This window comes from Chitinophaga sp. W2I13, assembly GCF_050434005.1.
In the GTDB taxonomy this organism is placed as follows: domain Bacteria; phylum Bacteroidota; class Bacteroidia; order Chitinophagales; family Chitinophagaceae; genus Chitinophaga.
This window is the reverse complement of the sequence record NZ_JBNPWD010000001.1, coordinates 3,818,393-3,840,179: the sequence shown is the minus strand read 5'-3', so window position 1 is coordinate 3,840,179 and position 21,787 is coordinate 3,818,393. Positions and strand designations below refer to the sequence as shown.

The 21,787-nt window shown below is 45.6% G+C and carries 17 protein-coding genes and 1 tRNA gene; all 18 read right to left on the bottom strand.

Annotated elements, in window-relative coordinates; translation table 11 throughout:
• Positions 1-76 precede the first annotated feature (76 nt).
• On the bottom strand, positions 77-1,261 hold the full coding sequence (locus QFZ48_RS16015) for a FecR family protein (protein WP_429051130.1): 1,185 nt from the start codon (positions 1,259-1,261) through the stop codon (positions 77-79).
• A 73-nt stretch (positions 1,262-1,334) separates the two neighbouring features.
• Entirely contained in the window at positions 1,335-1,943 is a 609-nt protein-coding gene (locus QFZ48_RS16010) for an RNA polymerase sigma factor (RefSeq protein WP_429051132.1), read from the bottom strand.
• A gap of 281 nt (positions 1,944-2,224) precedes the next feature.
• Positions 2,225-2,295 (bottom strand) — tRNA-Gln (locus tag QFZ48_RS16005).
• Positions 2,296-2,399: 104 nt separating this feature from the next.
• Entirely contained in the window at positions 2,400-3,440 is a 1,041-nt protein-coding gene (locus QFZ48_RS16000) for a glycosyltransferase family 9 protein (RefSeq protein ID WP_429051133.1), read from the bottom strand.
• A gap of 10 nt (positions 3,441-3,450) precedes the next feature.
• Positions 3,451-4,056 carry a DUF4254 domain-containing protein gene (locus QFZ48_RS15995; protein ID WP_429051134.1) on the bottom strand — a complete coding sequence of 202 codons (606 nt, stop codon included), beginning with the start codon at positions 4,054-4,056 and terminating at the stop codon, positions 3,451-3,453.
• Between the two features lie 604 nt (positions 4,057-4,660).
• Positions 4,661-6,094 carry an APC family permease gene (locus QFZ48_RS15990; protein ID WP_429062962.1) on the bottom strand — a complete coding sequence of 478 codons (1,434 nt, stop codon included), beginning with the start codon at positions 6,092-6,094 and terminating at the stop codon, positions 4,661-4,663.
• 78 nt (positions 6,095-6,172) lie between these two features.
• Positions 6,173-6,787, bottom strand: a complete 615-nt coding sequence (locus QFZ48_RS15985) for an OmpH family outer membrane protein (RefSeq protein ID WP_429051137.1) — start codon at positions 6,785-6,787, stop codon at positions 6,173-6,175.
• A 117-nt stretch (positions 6,788-6,904) separates the two neighbouring features.
• A complete protein-coding gene (locus tag QFZ48_RS15980; protein WP_429062960.1) occupies positions 6,905-7,903 on the bottom strand; it encodes a glycerophosphodiester phosphodiesterase in 999 nt (332 codons plus the stop codon).
• A gap of 131 nt (positions 7,904-8,034) precedes the next feature.
• A complete protein-coding gene (locus QFZ48_RS15975; RefSeq protein ID WP_429051141.1) occupies positions 8,035-8,727 on the bottom strand; it encodes a DUF4397 domain-containing protein in 693 nt (230 codons plus the stop codon).
• Between the two features lie 98 nt (positions 8,728-8,825).
• The gene (rpoC, locus tag QFZ48_RS15970) at positions 8,826-13,124 is read right to left on the bottom strand and encodes a DNA-directed RNA polymerase subunit beta' (protein ID WP_429051143.1); all 4,299 of its coding nucleotides are present in this window, start codon (positions 13,122-13,124) and stop codon (positions 8,826-8,828) included.
• Between the two features lie 121 nt (positions 13,125-13,245).
• Positions 13,246-17,055, bottom strand: coding sequence for a DNA-directed RNA polymerase subunit beta (gene rpoB / locus QFZ48_RS15965; protein ID WP_370912182.1), 3,810 nt, complete (start codon positions 17,053-17,055; stop codon positions 13,246-13,248).
• 218 nt (positions 17,056-17,273) lie between these two features.
• Complete coding sequence (gene rplL / locus QFZ48_RS15960) at positions 17,274-17,645, bottom strand: 50S ribosomal protein L7/L12 (protein WP_370912181.1); 372 nt, start codon at positions 17,643-17,645, stop codon at positions 17,274-17,276.
• Positions 17,646-17,741: 96 nt separating this feature from the next.
• The gene (gene rplJ / locus QFZ48_RS15955; RefSeq protein ID WP_079470669.1) at positions 17,742-18,269 is read right to left on the bottom strand and encodes a 50S ribosomal protein L10; all 528 of its coding nucleotides are present in this window, start codon (positions 18,267-18,269) and stop codon (positions 17,742-17,744) included.
• A gap of 58 nt (positions 18,270-18,327) precedes the next feature.
• Entirely contained in the window at positions 18,328-19,017 is a 690-nt protein-coding gene (gene rplA, locus QFZ48_RS15950; RefSeq protein ID WP_089902929.1) for a 50S ribosomal protein L1, read from the bottom strand.
• Positions 19,018-19,061: 44 nt separating this feature from the next.
• Positions 19,062-19,505 carry a 50S ribosomal protein L11 gene (gene rplK, locus QFZ48_RS15945; RefSeq protein ID WP_079470671.1) on the bottom strand — a complete coding sequence of 148 codons (444 nt, stop codon included), beginning with the start codon at positions 19,503-19,505 and terminating at the stop codon, positions 19,062-19,064.
• Positions 19,506-19,732: 227 nt separating this feature from the next.
• Complete coding sequence (locus tag QFZ48_RS15940; protein WP_429062958.1) at positions 19,733-20,920, bottom strand: transglutaminase domain-containing protein; 1,188 nt, start codon at positions 20,918-20,920, stop codon at positions 19,733-19,735.
• Positions 20,921-21,009: 89 nt separating this feature from the next.
• Positions 21,010-21,576 (bottom strand): transcription termination/antitermination protein NusG, encoded by a 567-nt coding sequence (gene nusG, locus QFZ48_RS15935; protein WP_079470673.1) that lies wholly within the window; start codon positions 21,574-21,576, stop codon positions 21,010-21,012.
• Positions 21,577-21,777: a preprotein translocase subunit SecE gene (gene secE / locus QFZ48_RS15930; protein ID WP_079470674.1), complete on the bottom strand. Its 201-nt coding sequence runs from the start codon at positions 21,775-21,777 to the stop codon at positions 21,577-21,579.
• Positions 21,778-21,787 lie beyond the last annotated feature (10 nt).

The window sequence follows — 21,787 nt, the reverse complement described above, 5'->3', positions numbered from 1 at the left end:
TACATTTTTTACCTCAAAATTTTTCTGGTATTCAGGACTTCGTTCTTATGATCCGGCAGCTGCAGCACCGGTTTCATTACTGTTTAACTACAATGTTTTTCCCGTGGATTTCAAAACGTACTTTATTGGTTAATTCTAAAATTTTAAACAACTGTTCAGCATTGGCGCTTCTGGAAATCTGTCCTGAAAAGCGCGCTGAAATACCTCCCTTATACTCAATCTGGATATCATACCATCTTGCTGCCTGCCGTAAAACCGTTTCAATATCGGCCGCCTTGAACTGAAACATGCCGTTCTTCCATGCGATCACTTCTTCCGTATTTACATCGTCCTGCAACTTAATATCCCCGTTAGTGATAACCGAAGCCTCCTGTCCGGGTTTCAGCCTGCTGGCTTGTTTTCCGCTGGTAACTTTTACACTTCCCTCCAACAACGTGGTACGGATTACAGATTCATCTTTATAACTATTGATATTGAAATGCGTTCCTAACACTTCCACATCTATACTGTTTACTTTCACATGAAAGGGCATCGACCCATTCCTGGCTACTTCAAAATATCCTTCGCCGGTTAACTCCACCCTTCTTTCCTTTCCTGAAAAATTTGAAGGATACCGTAAGCTGGAAGAAGCATTCAGCCAAACTTTGGTACCATCTGCCAATGTAAGCTGGTATTGGCCTCCCCTGGGTGTAGTGATGGTATTATATACAATTTCCGCAGGCGTAGTACCCGTTATTTTATAAGATACCTGCCCGTTACCTGATTTAATAATTTTTGCCTGTCCTTGTTGCAGCAACATTCCTTCCGTTAAGCTGTCGAGCATCACCTCTGTACCATTGCCTAATTTTAGTACCGCCTTGTTGCTGCCGGGCGGAATCGGGATGTTCTTGTCAGGCACATTTGCCTGTGCCACTTCATTTTTCAATGGCGTCTTTAATACAAACCACCAGTAACCTACTCCGGCAAGTGCCAGCGCAAAAACAGCCGCAGCAGCCATTCTTTTTAAATAAAGGGAAAATGTTGGCCTTCTTTTTCCATCCGCCTTAATATGTTGCTGCAAGTGATTTTTTATGCCTTCCAACACTTTATTATCAGGCTCCCCTTCCAGCGCGTGTTCCTTCAATTCGGTATCAATAATCGCTTCCAGCTGGCTTTCATTCTCAGGTTCTTTTAACATCTGGCTGAAAATCTTCCATTCCTGTTCAGTCATCCTGCCTGTCAGATATTTATCTAATAACTCCTGAAAAATATTGTTCTCCATAAACATTCAATTCAATTCCAAAAAGCAGCTGTATTATTAAAGACGCATAGCTAAACCAAAAGGGGACGTTGGTTTAAAAATAAATATGTGCAGGTCCATCAAAGAGGAGGTAAACAATTGATAAAAGCATCGTTATATCTAAATGACCGCTGATATAGGTTCTGAGAAAACCAAGCGCACGGCAAATATATTTCTTCACCGCTTCCTTTGATACCTGCATGTTCTTCGCTATTTCTTCATGAGACAAGCCCAGGTCGCGGCTCTGCAGATATGCGGTCTTTTGTTGCTGCGGCAATTGCTCAATCGCCCTCGCTATCAATTCCGACAGGTTTTTCTGTGATAAAATTTTATCGGGGAGATAATTTTTCTCTTCAATTTCCCATTCATCACGACTAAGGGGTAATTCTGTCTTCTTTCTCAGGGCGCTGATAATATGATTACGGGCGATAATAAACAAAAATGAGTCAAAACGTTCTACCCCGGAAAGCTTGTTTCTTTCCTGCCAGATCTTCAAAAACACATCCTGCACAATGTCCTGTGCCTGACAGGATGATTTTACATAACTCAGGGCCTGCCAATAGATGTTATTCCACTTCTGTGCTACAAGCACTGCAAAGGCCTTTTCGCTGCCTTCAGCAATTTGCCGCAGTAAAAGCCTTTCATCCATTGCATTTATGTTCATAACGTGAATTTTGCTATTAGGTTACCTGTGGAATTAAAAGGGAAATTAAACATTTGTCTATTTAAACAAGCTAAACAAGCCGGAAACCTACGGGAACGATTGCGTAAATAAAGTGGGAGAATAAAAAATGATGGGGATGGATGGGAATAACTTGCTTTACCTTTCTTTTTTATAACAGGGACGACGGCGGAAGAAATGCAGGTAAAAAGAAAAAGCCTTTTTTAACACCCCTATGATTACCTGGATCATAAAGAAAGCTAAAAAAGGCCTGTGATATTTTGTTGCCCAACCAGGATTCGAACCTAGACAAACAGAACCAAAATCTGTCGTACTACCATTATACTATTGGGCAATACCCTTATTGTTTGGGATGGCAAAAGTATAACTTTTTTTATTTCTGCAAAAAAAACTTGCAATATTTTTAAAATATCCTTCAGAATCCTTTGCTGCAAAGACTTATAAAACTATCTCATTCACTTTTTCCGCTATCTGTGCTGGTTTTATCCACTCCATACAGGCGTAATCCCCTCTGAAGCAGGGTTTGTTACCGAATACGGAACAGGGCCGGCATGGCAGGTCATGAACCTGGATAGCATTTTCAGGCGACTGCCCATACCCCATAAATCCGGCAAAAGGGTGGGTGGCGCCCCAAACAGATACTACCGGCACCCCAAAGAGGGAAGCGAGGTGCATATTGGCTGAATCCATGCTGATCATCACATCCAGCTGGCTGATGATAGCCATTTCCTCCTCCAGGGAAAAACGCCCTGCCGCCACAATTACCTGCGGATACTGGGCTGCCAGCTGCGTAAGCAATAACACCTCCTGCTTTCCACCGCCTAAAAGAAACACCTGTATCCCCTGTTCCTGCGCCAGCATACCCAAAACGGCCGCCATTTGCTCTAAAGGGTACATTTTTTCGCGGTAAGTGGCAAAAGGAGCCAGTCCTACCCATTTTTTATCCTTTTTTGCACCAGTAACCACGGTCAGCGTTCCGGGCAACGCACGGGGCTGAAAAACGGGTTTGCGGCCCATTTCACAGCAAAGCCCCAGTTGCCGGAATACTTTCGCATACCTTTCTATGGTACTGGTTAACTGCTGCAATACCTTGTTGTCCTTCCGGGTCAGCGCCTTCTTTTCTGCGCGGCCTTTGTCAATAGCCGCTACGGGTGTACCGCTCAACCGGAAAAAAGTCCGGATGATCTGGGACCTCAGCACATTGTGCAGGTCTGCCACGGCAGTAATCCGGTGCGCCTTTTTTAATTCACGGAACAAACGATACAGCCCCTTTACCCCCTTATGAATGCCTTTTACATCTGCCGGGAAAAAGGTCAGCCGCGAAATACCCGCGCATAAAGCGCCCCAGTTCCGGTTGGTCACAAAAACAATCTCCACATCCGGATTTTCATCCAGCACCTGCTTCATCACAGGAATGGTCATGGCTACATCGCCCATAGCAGACAACCGGGTAACCAATATCGTTTTAACTGCGCCCAAGTAGGAAGATTTATTTTTCGTTTTTGTATAAAACCGGGTTCAGGGAAGGATCATTATACATCTTCATTTGCTTGTATACCTTCATGAACTTTTTACCGGCGGCAATATCGGCCAGCAGCGCCTCAATGGCGGAACTCAGGTCCTGTTGCTGCTCCAGCAGGATATCCAGCTTGCGCTGGCACGCTGCACGATGTTCTGGTGTGGCATCCGCACGGGTGGCTTCTTCCTGCATGTGATAAATTTTCAACGCCAGAATAGACAAACGGTCTATTGCCCAGGCCGGGCTTTCGGTATTAATACCAGCATCCGCAGCAGGCGCCGTTTTGCCATATTTTTCCAGGAAATAACTGTCGATGTATTCCACCACATCCGTGCGCTCCTGGTTGGAACGGTCTATCCAACGCTTAATACCCAATGCTTCTACGGGATCAATCTTCGGATCGCGGATAATATCCTCCAGGTGCCACTGCACCGTGTCTATCCAGTTTTTCAGGTAAAGCAGGTGCTCAATGCTGCTCTTTTCATAGGGATTGGAAATGGCCTGATGCACATCGTTGTGCTCATGGTAGGCCACGATACTCTGGTTAAATATCTTATTGCACAATTGTGTAAACATGCCGCAAATGTACAAAGGCTGGCGACAAAAAAGAAGCGCATGGTAGAGACCATACGCTTATTGTAAAAGATTGTCATGTGAATGTTCGAGAATGCAAATCGTGAAGGCTTTCAATGGTTATCTTGGGGTTGAGATGCCGTCAAGGTTATACCACCTTATTTTCCTTTTTTACCTTGTAATGATGTAATCACACCATATCGGCAAATAATATTTTTATGATTGTTTGTTTTTGAATATTTTTTGAATGCAGTAAAAATCAATCACTCTAATGGCTAAACGTTTTATTGAGGGTGTTCTAAAATGCTATAGCTGTTAACAAATTACCAGATCACTAATTACAGGGGCCAGGATCACAGACGTTATATTTCATAAACCTGGAGTGGCCTCTTACCACTACTTTTTATGGGAATCTTCTGCTAACAACTTCATTTGTTTAATTCTACTCAAATAGTACCGGGTTTTCTAAAATTATCAGGGTTTAAGGTGGACATCTTTATGTCCGTGTGTCTTAGTGCAAATTAAAAGGGGCCACTGCATTTTGCACTGCAGTGGCCCCCTTTTTTTATACAACGTTTGTGGTAATTACAAGGTTTTCTTGTCCAAATTAGCTTTTGGCGGTAGCCGGTCGCGTAATCTTGGTAAGATAAAACAGCGGAATACCCAATAAAATAATTCCCAGTCCGGGTAAAGTATAGTTGGTTTCAAATACCAGCAACAAAGCTGCCAGCGATAATGCCACTATGATATAGATCATTGGCAGTACCGGGTAACCAAAAGCTTTGTAGGGTCTTTCTATCTCCGGGCGTTTCTTTCTTAAAATAAAAATTCCGAGGATCGTCAGCACATAAAATATCAATACCCCGAAAATTACCAATGCCAGCAAGTCGTTGTACCTGCCTGTCAAACACAACATGGATGCCCATGCGCACTGGATCCACAAACCATACGCGGGCACGCTGTGCTTATTTAGCTCACCTGCTTTTTTAAAGAACAATTTATCTTCCGCCATCGTGTAATAGATCCGCGCACCCGATAAAATCAACCCGTTATTACAACCAAAGGTGGAGATCATGATCATCACTGCAATAATAATAGCGCCGCTGGAACCAAAGATCTTCGCCGCTGCAGCCACCCCAACACGGTCGTTGGCAGCAAACGCAATTTCATTCAGTGGCAGCACAGCCAGGTACATCAGGTTACAGCTCACATAAATAATGGTTACAATCAGCGTTCCCAGGAAAAGGGAACGGCCGATATTTTTAGAAGGATTTTTGATCTCTCCTGCAATGAAGGTCACATTGTTCCAGGCATCACTGGAAAACAACGAGCCTTTCATGGAAACCGCGATGGCACCAAACAACGCCAGCCCTGATAAAGCTGCCGTTACCACCGTCCCGTTCTGTGATGAAACCGCAGCCGCATCCCACGCATGCTGCCAGTTGGCCTGCCAGATCTCAGACTTCGCCCCAAACAGTAACCCGAAAATAATGAGTCCGAATAAAGACAACAGCTTCGCCAATGTAAATACGGTTTGTATCAGCTTACCGTGGTGCACACCACGTGTATTTATAAATGTTAGTAAGATGATAGATACGATAGCGACTATCTGCGCCGCAGAAATCTGCACAATACCGGCGTCCAGCAAAATGTTCTTCTCACTGAAACCCGGTATCAGGTAAGCAGTAAACTTTGCAAAGGCAACCGCCACAGCGGCAATGGTGCCGGTTTGAATAACACCGAACTGCGTCCAGCCAAATAAAAAGGCGATAAAAGGATTGTAGGCTTCCCGGAGATATACATACTGGCCGCCGGCTTTGGGGAACATCCCTGATAATTCGCCATAACTCATGGCTGCAATCAGCGTAACAAAGCCCGCCAGTACCCACATAGCGGTAATCCAGCCTGCCCCTCCCACGCTACGGGCAATTTCTGCTGTTACAATAAAGATCCCGGAACCTATCATAGATCCGGCAACAATCATAGTAGCATCTAATAGGCCCAGGGATGGCTTGAATGATTTAGTTTGGTTGATTTCCATATTGATATTTATAAAAAATCCCGGCTCATAAGGGAACCGGGACTATAAGATAGAAAAAATTTCTGATGGTTTATTCGCTTATTTGGCAGGAGTGGCGGCGCTGTTATTATTCATTCCTTTAATAACGTCCGGTGTTACATCGTAAGCCGGATCTTTATACAGGATGTTGCTGGCGGTACTGCGGTAAGAGAAGATATACGCAAAACGCTTGTCGGCGTTAAATGATTTCAGGAAATCATCCAGTCTCTTCTGCAGTTCTTCATTAAACTTAGTTTCCTGCTCGGTATAACTGGCACGCAGGTTCTGCGCTTCCTGCTCTAACTGCTGTTGTTTAGACATCAGGCTGCGTTGTGCTGCCTCTCCCTGTTCCTGGGTAAGGGTAGATGCTCTGCGTTGCAGGTCTTCATACTCACTCTGCAATGCACGGGCCTTGCCTTTCAGCTGGTTGTCCATCTGCTGTTGCTTCTGCTCCAGTAAGCCTCTTTTTTCCTTGAAATACTCAAAATGCGCTTCCAGTGAATCCAGATCTACATAAGCAATTTTAAAACTACCCGCAGCAGGAGTACCGCTGTTTGCCGCACTTGATGCAGCTGGTGCACTGTTACCAGCTTTATTTCCCTGGCAAGACATCAATAAACCGGCTGAAAATGCCGCTAATAATCCTTTATTCACTAATTGTTTACAAGTGCGCATGTTAATAGGTGGATTTGCTTCTTTTAGTACATTTGAAAAATGGAACGGCTAAAATAAGGTTTTTAATGGATTTTCATATTCCCGTCCATTTTTTTAGCTAGGTTTTAACGAATATTATTACTTCACCTTCTCCAACAGGATCTCCGGCTCATTGGTGGTAATATAATCCACCCCGTTTTTTAATAAATCGTCCATTATTTCCGGATTATCTATCGTCCATGCATTGGTAGTTACTTTATGTTGCTTCGCAGTGGCAATGAGCTGCGGATCATTCCTGAATACCTGCTGATTGTAATCCAGTCCCCAGATACCATCGGCCTGCAACTGTGCGGGCGTTTTATCCCCATTCAGGTAAGCTATTTTAGCCGCGGGATCCAGCTCCTTTATTTTTTTGCAGATATTGTAGTCAAAGCTGATGTAGAACATCCACGCCTGGGCCTTCTTAGCCTGCACCATCGCTACTGCTTTAGTGGCCAGCAAATCGCCCCTGCCGGTACGGGAGGGCTTCAACTCCAGCACCAGCCGTGTACGGTGTTGTTCCTGGATCACATCAATAAACTCCTCCAATGTGGGAACCCGGTCGCCGTTTTTCAGCTGAACTGTTTGCAAATCCGCCAGCGTACTCTCTTCCACCTTCTTTCCCCCTATCTCCGGATCATGTGAAATTACCAGTTCATTATCTGACGATAACCACACATCAAATTCTGATCCTTCACAACCAAGCTTCATCGCATCTTTCAGGGAAGTAAGGCTATTCTGGCTGCCCGCCTGATGCTTCCATGCACCGCGGTGGGCCACTACTTTATTGCGGATAAAGTCATCCGCTACCAGCAGGAATTCAGCGGTGTCAGCCCCTGCTTTAATGCGGACCGGATACTTAAAATCACCTTCTTTGCTTACGGCAGCTTTCTTTTTCAGTTTCAATTCATGGCCGCTGATTGTAAATAACCCGGCCCTGTCCTCCAGCAAGGTAGCCGCTGATAACTGCCCGTTCCTGTCATAGATTTTACCAATTACCGCGTTCTTTTGCTGAACGGGAATCGTATAGGCATCAAGGTAAGGAGCGCTGGCTTGCTGCGCCGCTGCTGCTGTACCTATCAAGGTTATTCCTGCCATCAGAAATATTTTTTTGCAATTGTTCATGTGGTCCGCGTTTGTGGCTAAAATAGCGCGCAATTTATTCATTTTCACCCCTGGATGGAAAAACACGACGTTAAATTACTATAAAGCTTTAAGATGCGACTGCTTTAATTATGCTGTATCAGCAACACATTGAACCTGGCAGGATCCAGCGGATAACCGTTGCTGATAAGCGTATACACTTTACCGGCCTGGGTAGCCATGTCGAAGGTTTTCAACACTTTGGAGGAATCAATCCAGCGGAAATTGATCTTGTAATGGGCGCTGTCGCCGTAAAGCGGCGCAAATGCAGTTTGTGCAGGAAATGTCAACCCCCTGAAGAAGCGGGGAAACGTATCGGAATAAACATCAATGCCAAGCGGTGTGCGGTTTGGCCTGAATGCCTGGGCAAAATTAATCACCCTGAATTTAGACATCCCTGCAGCCGGAGCACTCAGGTCATCTTCGGTAGTGATCAGTATTTGATTGCCTGCACTGTCGGCGCCTACATAAGCAGAATAAAAACGGTTGTTACGCAGAAAGATCTGCCCCTGGTATACGGCCACGCCAGGCTGCCTGGTGTTGGTAATAATCAGGTTGTATTTCTGGGCCCGGAAAGACTTATATCCCGTATTGGTTCCATAGCCTATATTGCTGGCAACAGTGAAGGTATCCAGCATCACATTAAACTGATCATTGCCGGGCGCTGCGTTTACAAACAAAAAGTTACCGTGGGTATCAGGTACCGCACTGTCACTGTTTTTCTTACAGGCGCCCAGTATCAACAACAATATTAAAACAGGAATGATCAGGTGTTTCATGAAATCCGCTTCTTTTTACGCACTCAAATGTAGTAATATTAAAACAAAAAGCGCCTGCCTTTGGGGCAAGCGCTTCCTGTTTTAATATCTGTGTAATACTATTCTTCTTCGTCAAACTGGAACACTTCCTTAGAAGAAGCCAGGATGTCGTATTCTTCCTTGGAACCTACGATCATGTTTTCAAACTCACGTAAACCAGTACCGGCAGGGATCAGGTGACCTGTGATCACATTCTCCTTCAGACCCATCATATCATCGGTTTTACCGTTGATAGCAGCCTGTGATAATACCTTCGTGGTTTCCTGGAACGAAGCAGCAGAGATCCAGCTACGGGTACCGAGGGATGCCTTGGTAATACCCTGCAGGAGCGGACTGGAAGTAGCCGGCTGTGCATCACGGAATTCTACCAGTTTTTTATCTGCACGACGCAACAGGGAGTTTTCTTCACGAACCTGGCGCAGTGTTACTATCTGACCTGCTTTCAGGTTAGCAGATTCACCGGCTTCCGTTACCACCTTCTTATCGAAGATCATATCGTTTTCTTCGAAGAAATCAAACCTGTCTTCTGTATCTCCTTCGAGGAAGCGGGTATCACCCGGATCTTCGATGTTTACTTTACGCATCATCTGGCGAACAATCACCTCGATGTGTTTATCATTGATCTTCACACCCTGTAAACGGTATACTTCCTGGATTTCATTTACCAGGTATTCCTGTACAGCAAACGGCCCTTTGATAGACAGGATGTCTGCAGGAGTAGTAGAACCATCGGAGAGTGAAGTACCGGCCTTCACAAAGTCACCGTCCTGTACCAGGATATGACGTGTTAACGGCACCAGGTATTTCTTCACCTGGCCTTCACGGCTTTCAATGATGATTTCGCGGTTACCACGTTTGATGTTACCAAAAGCTACCACACCGTCGATTTCAGAAACGATGGCAGGGTTGCTCGGGTTACGCGCTTCAAAGAGCTCAGTTACACGTGGCAGACCACCCGTGATATCTCGCAGTTTACCGATAATACGTGGGATCTTCACGATTACCTGACCGGCTCTCACCTTATCTCCTTCAGAGATAACAATGTGCGAACCTACCGGTAAGTTGTATGATTTCACCTCTTTATTACCATCTACCATGATAGACGGGATCTTATTCTTGTCTTTGGTTTCAATTACCACTTTCTCACGGTGACCGGTCTGTTCGTCTGCTTCTTCACGGAAGGTAATACCTTCAATGATGCTGTCGAAACGGATGGTACCCGGAATTTCAGACACGATAACGGCGTTGAACGGATCCCATGTGCAGAGCATATCACCTTTCACTACTTTCTGTCCGTCTTTCACTAACAGGGTAGAACCATAAGGAATGTTGTTGGTTACCAGCAGACGGTCATTTTTCACGTCCATGATACGCAACTCACCGGTACGACCGATAACGATCTGCACTTTTTCACCCTGGTTGTTTTCGTAAGTGGTAGTACGTAAGCCATCGAATTGAACGGTACCATCAAACTTAGCTGGCAAACCGGATTCAACGGAAGTAGAACCGGCAACACCACCCACGTGGAAGGTACGCAGTGTCAACTGTGTACCAGGCTCACCGATCGACTGTGCAGCGATGATACCCACGGCATCACCCTTCTGTGCAGTGTAACCGCTGGCCAGGTTTTTACCGTAACATTTCACGCACACACCCCGACGGCTTTCGCAAGTCAGTACAGAGCGGATCTCTACGGTTTCAATAGCACTTTCTTCAATTCTGTGTGCAATTTCTTCAGTGATCTCAGCACCGGCAGCAACAATCAGTTCCTCATCACTATGAGGATCAAATACGTCGTGCAGGGAAGTACGTCCGAGGATACGGTCATACAGTGTTTCAATCACTTCTTCATTATCTTTCAATGCAGAAGTAGCAATACCACGGAGTGTACCACAATCTTCTTCATTAATTACCACATCCTGCGCAACGTCTACCAGACGACGGGTCAGGTAACCCGCATCCGCCGTTTTCAACGCCGTATCCGCAAGACCCTTACGGGCACCGTGCGTAGAGATGAAGTATTCCAATACGTTCAAACCATCTTTAAAGTTGGACAATACCGGGTTTTCGATGATCTCGGAACCGGTAGAACCACTCTTACGCGGCTTGGCCATCAGACCTCTGATACCAGCCAGCTGTTTGATCTGCTGCTTGGAACCACGCGCACCGGAATCCAACATCATGTATACAGAGTTGAATCCTTGCTTGTCTGTTGCCAGCTCACGGATCAGGGTTTCAGTCACCTTCGTATCCACACGTGACCAGATATCAATGATCTGGTTGTAGCGTTCGTTGTTGGTGATCAGACCCATGTTATAGTTATCCCAAACTTCTTCTACTTCACCGGCTGCACCATCAATCATGTCTTGCTTAACATCCGGAATGATCAGGTCATTAATGTTAAATGACAGACCACCGCGGAACGCCATGCGGAAACCTAATTGCTTGATGTCATCCAGGAACTTCGCAGTTTTTGGAATGTCTGTTGCTTTAATGATATCACCGATGATTTCACGCAGTGATTTCTTGGTCAGCAGGGCATTTACATAACCGGCTGCTTTAGGTACGTGCTGGTTAAACAGTACGCGGCCTACAGTAGTGTCGATCAGTTTTCTTTCCAGCTCACCGTTTGCATTTCTTACATCAGCTTTAACACGGATGTGAGCATGCAGATCGATACGGTCTTCGTTCAATGCGATGATTACTTCTTCAGCAGAGTAGAAAGCTTTACCTTCTCCTCTAACTACTACATCACCGATTGTTTTCTTACCCTTCGTGATATAATACAAACCAAGCACCATGTCCTGTGAAGGCAGGGTAATTGGCGTACCATTCTGCGGGTTAAGGATGTTATGGGAAGACAGCATCAGTAACTGGGCTTCCAGGATTGCAGCGTTGCTCAATGGAACGTGTACTGCCATCTGGTCACCATCGAAATCCGCGTTGAACGCAGAACATACGAGCGGGTGCAACTGGATCGCTTTACCTTCCACGAGTTTAGGCTGGAAAGCCTGTATGGACAAACGGTGCAGGGTTGGCGCACGGTTTAACATAACCGGGTGACCTTTCAGCACGTTTTCCAGGATATCCCAAACCACCGCTTCTTTACGATCTACCAGCTTCTTCGCTGATTTCACGGTTTTAACGATGCCTCTTTCAATCAGCTTACGGATAATAAACGGTTTGAATAACTCAGCCGCCATATCTTTCGGTAAACCACACTCATGCAGTTTCAGTTCAGGTCCTACCACGATAACAGAACGTCCGGAATAATCCACACGTTTACCGAGTAAGTTCTGACGGAAACGGCCTTGTTTACCTTTCAGTACGTCTGACAGTGATTTCAGTGCACGACCACCTTCCGCTTTCACCGCGTTGGATTTACGGGAGTTGTCGAACAGGGAATCCACCGCTTCCTGCAGCATACGTTTTTCGTTACGAAGGATCACCTCAGGCGCCTTAATTTCGATCAAACGTTTCAGACGGTTGTTACGGATAATTACCCTGCGGTAAAGGTCGTTCAGATCGGAAGACGCAAAACGGCCACCATCCAAAGGAACTAACGGACGCAGTTCCGGCGGCACCACAGGAATATATTGCATTACCATCCATTCAGGACGGTTTTCCACACGGCCATTAGCTTCACGGAAAGCTTCCACCACGCTCAAACGCTTCAGCGCTTCCGCTTTACGTTGCTGGGAAGTTTCAGTAGCAGCCTGGTTACGTAACTGGTAAGAAAGACTGTCCAGATCAATCCGGGCCAGCATCATTTCTACCGCTTCCGCACCCATTTTAGCAATAAACTTGTTAGGATCTTCATCCGGTAACAGCTGATTGTCTTTTGGTAAGGTGTCCAGGATATCCAGGTACTCTTCTTCAGTGAGCAAATCACCGTAGTTCATGCCTTTCTCCTGTTTCATGCCCGCCTGGATTACCACGTATCTTTCATAGTAAACGATGGTTTCCAGTTTCTTGGAACTCATTCCAAGCAGGTAACCAATCTTGTTAGGCAGGGATTTGAAATACCATATATGTACAACGGGTACCACTAAACGAATGTGACCCATTCTCTCACGACGTACTTTCTTCTCCGTTACCTCAACACCACAACGGTCACACACGATACCCTTATAACGGATACGTTTGTATTTTCCGCAATAACATTCGTAGTCCTTTACAGGCCCGAATATCCTTTCGCAGAATAAACCATCACGTTCCGGCTTGTAAGTACGGTAGTTGATGGTTTCAGGTTTCAGCACTTCACCGTATGAACGCTCCAGGATAACATCCGGAGAGGCCAGACTGATGGTAATGCTGTTAAAATTTGATTTAGGACGATTTTCTTTTTTGATAGCCATCTGTAATTAGCTTTTAGCTGTTAGCCGTTGGTGGTAAGCCAGCGACAAAAATTTTATTCCTGCGAAATATCCAAGCTATCAGCCACTGGCATCACTGCCAATGGCTGGTAGCTAAAAGCTCTTAGTCAAATTTCAGATCCAGACCCAGACCACGCAATTCATGGATCAATACATTGAAGGATTCAGGCACACCGGCTTTCGGTATGTTGTCTCCTTTCACGATAGATTCATATGCTTTGGCACGACCCACGATATCATCGGATTTAATTGTAAGCAGTTCCTGCAGGATGTTGGATGCACCATATGCTTCCAGTGCCCATACCTCCATCTCACCAAAACGCTGACCACCAAACTGGGCTTTACCACCCAGCGGCTGTTGGGTAATGAGACTGTACGGTCCGATTGAACGGGCGTGCATCTTATCATCCACCATGTGGCTCAGTTTAAGCATGTAGATAACACCTACGGTTGCTTTCTGGTGGAAACGGTCGCCCGTTTCACCATCATGCAGGTAAGCGTGACCAAAGCTGGGTAAGCCTGCTTCCTTGATATAATCAGCAATTTCGTCTGTAGTAGCACCATCAAAGATCGGAGTCGCAAAACGTACGCCCAGTTTCAGACCTGCCCAACCTAATACGGTTTCATAGATCTGTCCGAGGTTCATACGGGAAGGTACCCCGAGTGGGTTCAGTACGATATCCAGTGGTGTACCATCTTCCAGGAACGGCATGTCTTCATCACGCACAATCTTGGCTACGATACCCTTGTTACCGTGACGTCCCGCCATCTTATCACCCACTTTCAACTTACGCTTGCTCGCCAGGTAAACCTTTGCCAGTTTCAGTACGCCCGCTGGCAGCTCATCACCGATAGAGATGTTGAACTTCTCACGTTTGTAACGACCCAGCTCTTCGTTGAACTTGATGTTATAGTTATGCAGCAGGGTATTGATCTGATCGTTCACCACCTCGTCTGTTGTCCAGCCCAGCGGATTCACGTTCATGAAATCAATATTTACCAGGTTCTTCGGAGAGAACTTGGAACCCTTTGAGATCAACACTTCACCGTAAGTATTGGTAATACCCTGAGAGGTTTTATCCTTCAGTAATACCAGCAACTTGCTCATCAGCACTTCCAGCAGGTCTTCCGCATTCTTCTGGTGAATTTTCTCCAGTTTCTCGATAGCTGCTTTCTCGCGGGTTTTGGAATTTTTATCTTTCTTGGCGCGACTGAACAGTTTCTTATCAATCACCACACCTTCTGTTGACGGAGGCGCTTTCAATGAAGCATCTTTCGCATCAGAAGCCTTGTCACCAAAGATCGCTCTTAACAGCTTTTCTTCAGGAGAAGGATCAGATTCACCACGCGGAGTGATTTTACCGATCAGGATATCGCCTTCCTTGATGTGTGCACCAACACGGATGATACCGTTCTGGTCGAGGTCTTTTGTAGCCTCTTCACTTACGTTAGGAATATCCGGAGTCAGTTCTTCTTCACCCAGTTTGGTATCACGAACTTCCAGTTCATATTCATCAATGTGGATGGAAGTAAACAGATCCTCACGTGCAACACGCTCAGAAATTACGATCGCATCCTCAAAGTTGTAACCTTTCCATGGCATGAACGCCACCTTCAGGTTACGTCCCAGCGCCAGTTCACCACCACGGGTAGCATAACCTTCTGTTAAGAAGTCGCCATCCTTAACACGCTGACCTTTCTTAACGCAAGGTCTGAGGTTAATACAGGTGCTCTGGTTGGTTTTTACGAATTTGGTCAGTGTGTAAACGATCAGATCGTCTTCAAAGCTCACCAGTTTCTGCATTTCATCACGCTCGTAACGAACATGGATTTCATTTGCATCCACAAATTCGATCACACCATTACCATCTGCAGTAATCTGCAAACGGGAGTCACGCGCTGCCTTGCCTTCCAGGCCTGTACCTACAATAGGAACTTCCGGATTCAGCAGTGGCACGGCCTGACGTTGCATGTTTGATCCCATCAACGCACGGTTGGCATCATCATGCTCCAGGAACGGAATCAATGATGCACTCAAACCTACGATCTGGTTAGGCGCCACGTCCATGAATTCCACTTCTTCTCTGTCGAGGATCGGGAAGTCACCGGTTTCGCGGGATTTTACCTTATCATTTATAAAGTGTCCTTTGTCATCCAGTGGAGCGTTGGCCTGTGCAATCTTCACAGAATCTTCTTCCTCAGCGCTCAGGAACTCCACTTTATGCATGTCCACTTTACCATCTCTTACTTTGCGGTAAGGCGTTTCAATAAAGCCCATCTCATTCACCTTCGCGTGAACGCAAAGGGTGGAGATCAGACCAATGTTAGGACCTTCCGGTGTTTCAATCGTACACAAACGGCCATAGTGGCTATAGTGAACGTCACGCACCTCAAAGCCTGCTCTTTCACGACTCAAACCACCGGGTCCGAGAGCGGAAATACGGCGTTTGTGGGTGATTTCAGACAGCGGGTTCGTTTGATCCAGGAACTGTGACAACTGGGAAGTACCAAAGAAGGAGTTGATCACGGAAGACAGGGTCCTCGCATTGATCAGGTCTACCGGCGTAAATACTTCGTTATCACGTACGTTCATTCTTTCACGGATGGTACGTGCCATACGTGCAAGACCAACACCAAACTGAGCATATAACTGCTCGCCTACAGTACGTACACGGCGGTTAGACAGGTGATCGATATCATCGATTTCCGCCTTACCATTTGTAAGCTGTACCAGGTACTTGATGATGGAGATGATGTCGTCCTTCGTCAGCACTTTCATGTCTAACGGCGTAGGAAGACCTAATTTTCTGTTGATCTTGTAACGACCTACATCACCTAAATCGTAACGTTTGTCGGAGAAGAACAATTTATCAATAATACCCCTTGCTGTTTCATCATCCGGCGCATCCGCTCCGCGCAACTGGCGGTAGATGTGCTGAACGGCTTCCAGCTCAGAGTTAGATGTATCCTTGTTTAATGTATTGTAGATGATGGAGAAATCGCCACTCACCTCTTCCTTCTGAACAAATACGCTTTTCAATCCCATGTCTACAATGGTTTCGATATTCGCTTCATCCAGGATGCTATCGCGCTCCAGCATAATTTCATTACGCTCGATACTCACCACTTCACCGGTATCTTCATCCACAAAGTCTTCCACCCAGCTTCTTAAAACACGGGCAGCCAGCTTCTTGCCGGCATATTTATCAAGACTTTTTTTGTCTGCTTTTACTTCATCTGCCATGCCAAACAGCTGCAGAATATCTTTATCTGTTTCATAGCCGATGGCACGCAACAGGGTGGTAACCGGGAATTTCTTCTTACGGTCGATGTAAGCGTACATCACGTTGTTGATGTCCGTTGCAAACTCCATCCATGCGCCCTTGAACGGGATCACCCTTGCAGAGTAGATCTTGGTTCCGTTCGGATGTACAGATTGACCAAAGAAAACACCAGGTGAACGGTGCAGTTGGGATACAACAACACGCTCAGCACCATTAATAACGAAAGTACCTCTTGGAGTCATGTAAGGAATGTTACCTAAGAACACATCCTGGACAATCGTCTGGAAATCCACATGCTCCTCATCATTACAGCTGAGGCGGAGTTTCGCTTTCAACGGTACAGAATAAGTAAGCCCGCGCTCAATACACTCCTCGATCGTATAACGCGGCGGATCCACGAAATAATCAAGGAATTCCAGATTAAAGATATTTCTGGTATCCGTAATCGGGAAGTTCTCTTTAAATACTTTAAAAAGGCCTTCGTTGTTTCGCTTGTCTGGTGTGGTTTCTAATTGGAAGAAATCCTTGAAAGATTGGATTTGGATAGCCAACAGATCCGGTGTCTCAGTAACTTGTTTGATCTTTCCAAAATTTACTCTTTCGTTTGTTTGGGCTTTTTTTAGAGACATATTCGAAGTTAGCAGTTATATGACTTGTAAGAATTAGGGAAATTAAGATTTCTTTGCCAATACCATCCCAATTTATTTATGCCTTCTGCACGTGGTCAAAGTCACCTGTTAGTGATTCCCCGTTTTGACTCTCTGAAAAAGACACTTTCCCAAAGGGAATAAGGCCAAAAGTGCAAAAGCACTTTTGACCTTTAAAAGATGTATACTTAAGCAAAGAATTACTGAATCTCAACATCAGCACCAGCTTCGGTCAGCTTAGCTTTCAGGTCTTCTGCCTCAGCTTTGCTAACGCCTTCCTTGATGGATTTAGGCGCACCGTCAACCAGTTCTTTCGCTTCTTTCAGACCTAAGCCGGTCAGATCTTTAACGATCTTAACAACGTTCAGTTTGCTTGCACCTGCAGCTTTCAGTACAACGTTGAAGGCAGTTTTCTCTTCAACAGCAGCAGCTTCGCCACCACCAGCAGCAACTACAACTGCAGCAGCAGCTGGTTCGATGCCATACTCAGATTTGAGTACATCTGCGAGATCTTGTACTTCCTTAACAGTTAAACCTACTAATTGTTCAGCTAATGCTTTTACGTCTGCCATTTTATAATGTTTTAATGTAATGTTTGTAATGTTGTTGTTAATTATATTGTGACTTGGAAGCCAATTTTGAATGCGGGTAGCCAAAGGCCATCCACACTATTCTGCCGCAGGTGCTTCCACCCCAGCTTCTTCTTTCTTGCCTTTTTCCAGTAAAGCAGCAATAACGCGCTTTGCAGGAGATTGCAACAGACCGATAACTTCGCCGATAAGCTCGTTCTTCGTCTTGATGTTGGTTAAAGCAACCAGCTGGTTGTCACCCACGAATACTTCGTCAGCAACAAATGCAGCTTTCAGTACTGGTTTTTCCAGTTTACCGTTCGCTTTACGGAATGCAGAGATGATCAGAGCCGGCTCTTTCGGGCTGTCAGAGAACATCAGGGCAGTTACACCATGCAGACTGTCAAACACACCTGCATATTTTTCGCTGTCCAGAGATTCCAAAGCCTTACGGATCAGGGTGTTCTTAGCCACCTTCATTTCCACCTGCTTGTCGAAGCACACTTTCCTCAGGTCATTCACCTGCGCTACCGTTAATGATTCGGTATTAGTGACATAAAAGTTGCTGTATTGAGAGAACTTACTTTTCAGCAGTTCGATCGCATCATTTTTTTGATCTTTATTCATATTATAACGTTTGTAGCAAGCCCCATCTTTGCAGATAACGGCTACAACTCGTGATCAATTAGTTTTGAACAGATTTAGTATCGATAACAATACCAGGACTCATGGTGCTAGCCATAGACAGACCTCTCAGGTAAGTACCTTTTGCAGTAGCCGGTTTCAGCTTGATGATAGCATTGATCAGCTCTAAAGAGTTCTGCTCAATTTTATCAGATGCGAAAGATACACGACCGATAGAAGCATGGATGATACCAGCCTTATCTACCTTGAAAGTGATTTTACCGCCTTTAACATCGTTCACTGCAGCTGCAACGTCGTTTGTAACAGTACCGGTCTTAGGGTTTGGCATCAGGTTACGAGGACCTAAAATCTTACCCAGTTTACCGATCTTCGGCATTACAGATGGAGTAGCTACGATTACATCTACATCAGTCCAGCCAGCTTCGATCTTCTGGATGAATTCATCCAGTCCAACGAAATCAGCACCTGCTTCTTTTGCAGCAGCTTCTTTATCAGGTGTGCAAAGCACTAACACCTTCTTAGTTTTACCAGTACCGTGTGGAAGCGTTACGGAACCACGGATAGCCTGGTCTGCTTTCTTAGGATCAACGCCTAAGCGGATATGTAAATCGACAGAGCTGTCGAATTTAGTACAGTTAATATCTTTAACTAAGCTGGAAGCCTCTTTCAGGCTGTAAACCTTATTTTTTTCGAGCTTAGCGTCAGCTACTTTTCTCTTTTTAGTTGCCATTTGTCAAAATGATTTTAAGATCCTGCCTCAACAGGGTGAAACAATTAGTTTTCCCAAGGGGCTTTACCATCAACAGTAATACCCATGCTACGAGCAGTACCAGCTACCATTTTCATAGCGCTGTTCAGCGTAAAGCAGTTCAGATCAGCCATCTTGTCTTGTGCAATAGCTTCTACCTGAGCCCAGGAAACTTTACCCACCTTGTTACGGTTAGGTTCTTTAGAACCACTCTGCAATTTAGCAGCTTCCAGCAGCTGTACAGGTGCCGGAGGAGTTTTAATTACGAAGTCGAAAGATTTGTCAGTGTAAACAGTCAGCAACACAGGCAATACTTTACCCATTTTATCCTGGGTACGGGCATTGAACTGTTTGCAGAACTCCATGATGTTCACACCTTTGGAACCCAGCGCGGGACCAATTGGAGGTGCAGGATTGGCCTGGCCGCCTTTCACCTGCAATTTCACGTACGTTGCGATTTCTTTTGCCATGTTTCTTAATTTAATTTGGTTAAACGCCCTCTGCCAAACAGAAGACTCCCAAAAGTAAAAGACTAAAAATAACCTTTTAAAGGGGATGCAAAGGTATATATTATTATGAAATTGTCAAAAAGTATTTGAAATTGGGCATCCTTTTTGCTCTGGATGGGATTTTTTTTACAAATCTATTGCATTTCCCGTAAAATTTCCTTACTCTCCGAAGCCGGCAAAGTTACAACTTATCTCCCACTTGCATATAACAATTCTTTCCGCTTCCCTTTCTCCGTCTTTATATACTTACCTACAAACAACTGCTCATTTCCCACCTTTTCCTTCATCCCGGTAACCGCCTGCTGCAATGCCGCTATATTAGCGCTCATCGCATCATCATTACCTTCCAGCCCCGAAAGTGCCTTCTCCGCTGCTGCCAGCTTCCCTGCTATCCCGTCGATCATCTTCCTCAATACCTCATCCTTTACTTCCGGTACAAACTCACGGTTCTTAAAGTCCACATACTCATTATATAACCTCACCACGTCTGTGTAATCCCGGCTCACCCCGTTAAACTGATCCACCCGCCGGTTCCGCATCTCAATTTCCTGGTTGGCCGCCAGCACCTTTATCGACTGGTCCATCCAGTCCAGCTCCGTCATAATGAACGGATTGGCTGCTCCCCCAAACCGCCGGATCCTCGCAGCTGCATACTGTAACCGCTGCAGCCGCGATTGCCGGAACCAGTTATTCAGGGTATCGTTATAAGCAAAAACGGGGCGTTTGGCCGCAGCTGCAAAAGCCTGGCTGCCCAACTCATCATGACGCAGCGGAAACGGCAACATCTGCCACATCGGATCGTAAGGCATGTGGGTTTTTACCGCTACCTGCGGCGCCGACTGGAACCACGTCCAGTTAGTCCGCTGGATAAAACGGCCGTTATCCACCACCCCGGCTCCCCAGGTGGGATCTGTTATCGTCCACTGACTTCCGTTCTTTACCACCACCCAGTCGTGCGAACCGGTTGGCAGCATAATATCGTTCTGTAATCCGTAACCCGTTACCACCACAGCAGTGATACCGGCCTCCCGGCATACCCGGGCATATAATACCGCATAATCAGTACTGAGTCCCTTGCGGGTACGCAACGTTTTCAACATCGCCGCTGCAGAATCCCGGTAACTGCTTACACGGTTTACATTCTCTGCATCATAGGCGATGTGCGTAGCCATCCAGTTAAACAAAGCACGTTGCAATGCCACACCGTTTCCTGTATGGGCTTTCAGCCATTTGGCCATTAGCTCGGGAGAAGTGGTGGCCTCTTCCGGGATGGAAATAATGGCCGCCGTTGCGGCCGGCTTAACAGATTTCCCGGACTGGGCGCCTGCAGCAGTAACCAGCAGGAGTCCGAGCATTACAGTAATCACTGACTTCATATCAATAGATATAGGAGCTATATTGGATAAACGAGAAAAAGCGTTCCGCATAAAACGGAACGCTTTTCAATAAAGAGTTATATAACTTACTAAGAAAGCTTTTCTACCTGCATAAAGTTCAGCTCTACCGGAGTAGCACGGCCAAAGATCTTTACAGTTACTTTCAGTTTTTTCTTGTCTTCAATTACTTCCTCAATCACACCATTGAAGTCGTTGAACGGACCATCAATAATCTTAATGGTTTCCCCAACAATGAAAGGCTCGCTCATGGTCAGTCCCTGATCGCTCAGTTCATCCACCTTACCTAACATCTTGTTTACTTCAGATTTACGGAGTGCGATAGGCTTTTCCTTTCCGAGAAAGTGGATAACACCGGATACGTTGCGTATTGCCTGTATTACTTCATCGGTCATCTTACCATCTACTGCTTCGATCATCACATATCCGGGATAGAAGTTCTTTTCGCGCATCACTTTTTTACCAGCCTGCACTTTATAAACTTTTTCTACCGGCAGGAAGATCTGGCTGATTACGTTACCCCAATCGGAGCGGCGTACTTCAATATCCAGGTATTCCTTCACTTTTTTTTCCTTGCCACTAACAACGCGGAGTACATACCACTTTGTTTCCTGAGCAGGAAGATTGGCTGCATCCATTTATTTAGCTTTGAAAATTTGGTAATAGTGAGTTAACACGAAGTTGGAAGCGGCATCCATACCCCAAACCAGCCCGGTAACAAATATTGTTGCTATCAGCACAATCATGGTAGAAGACTGGAGCTCTTGCCAGGTAGGCCAGGACACCTTGTAAACCAATTCATGATAAGACTCGCGGAAATAGTTTCTGATCTTATTCATTATATAAAGT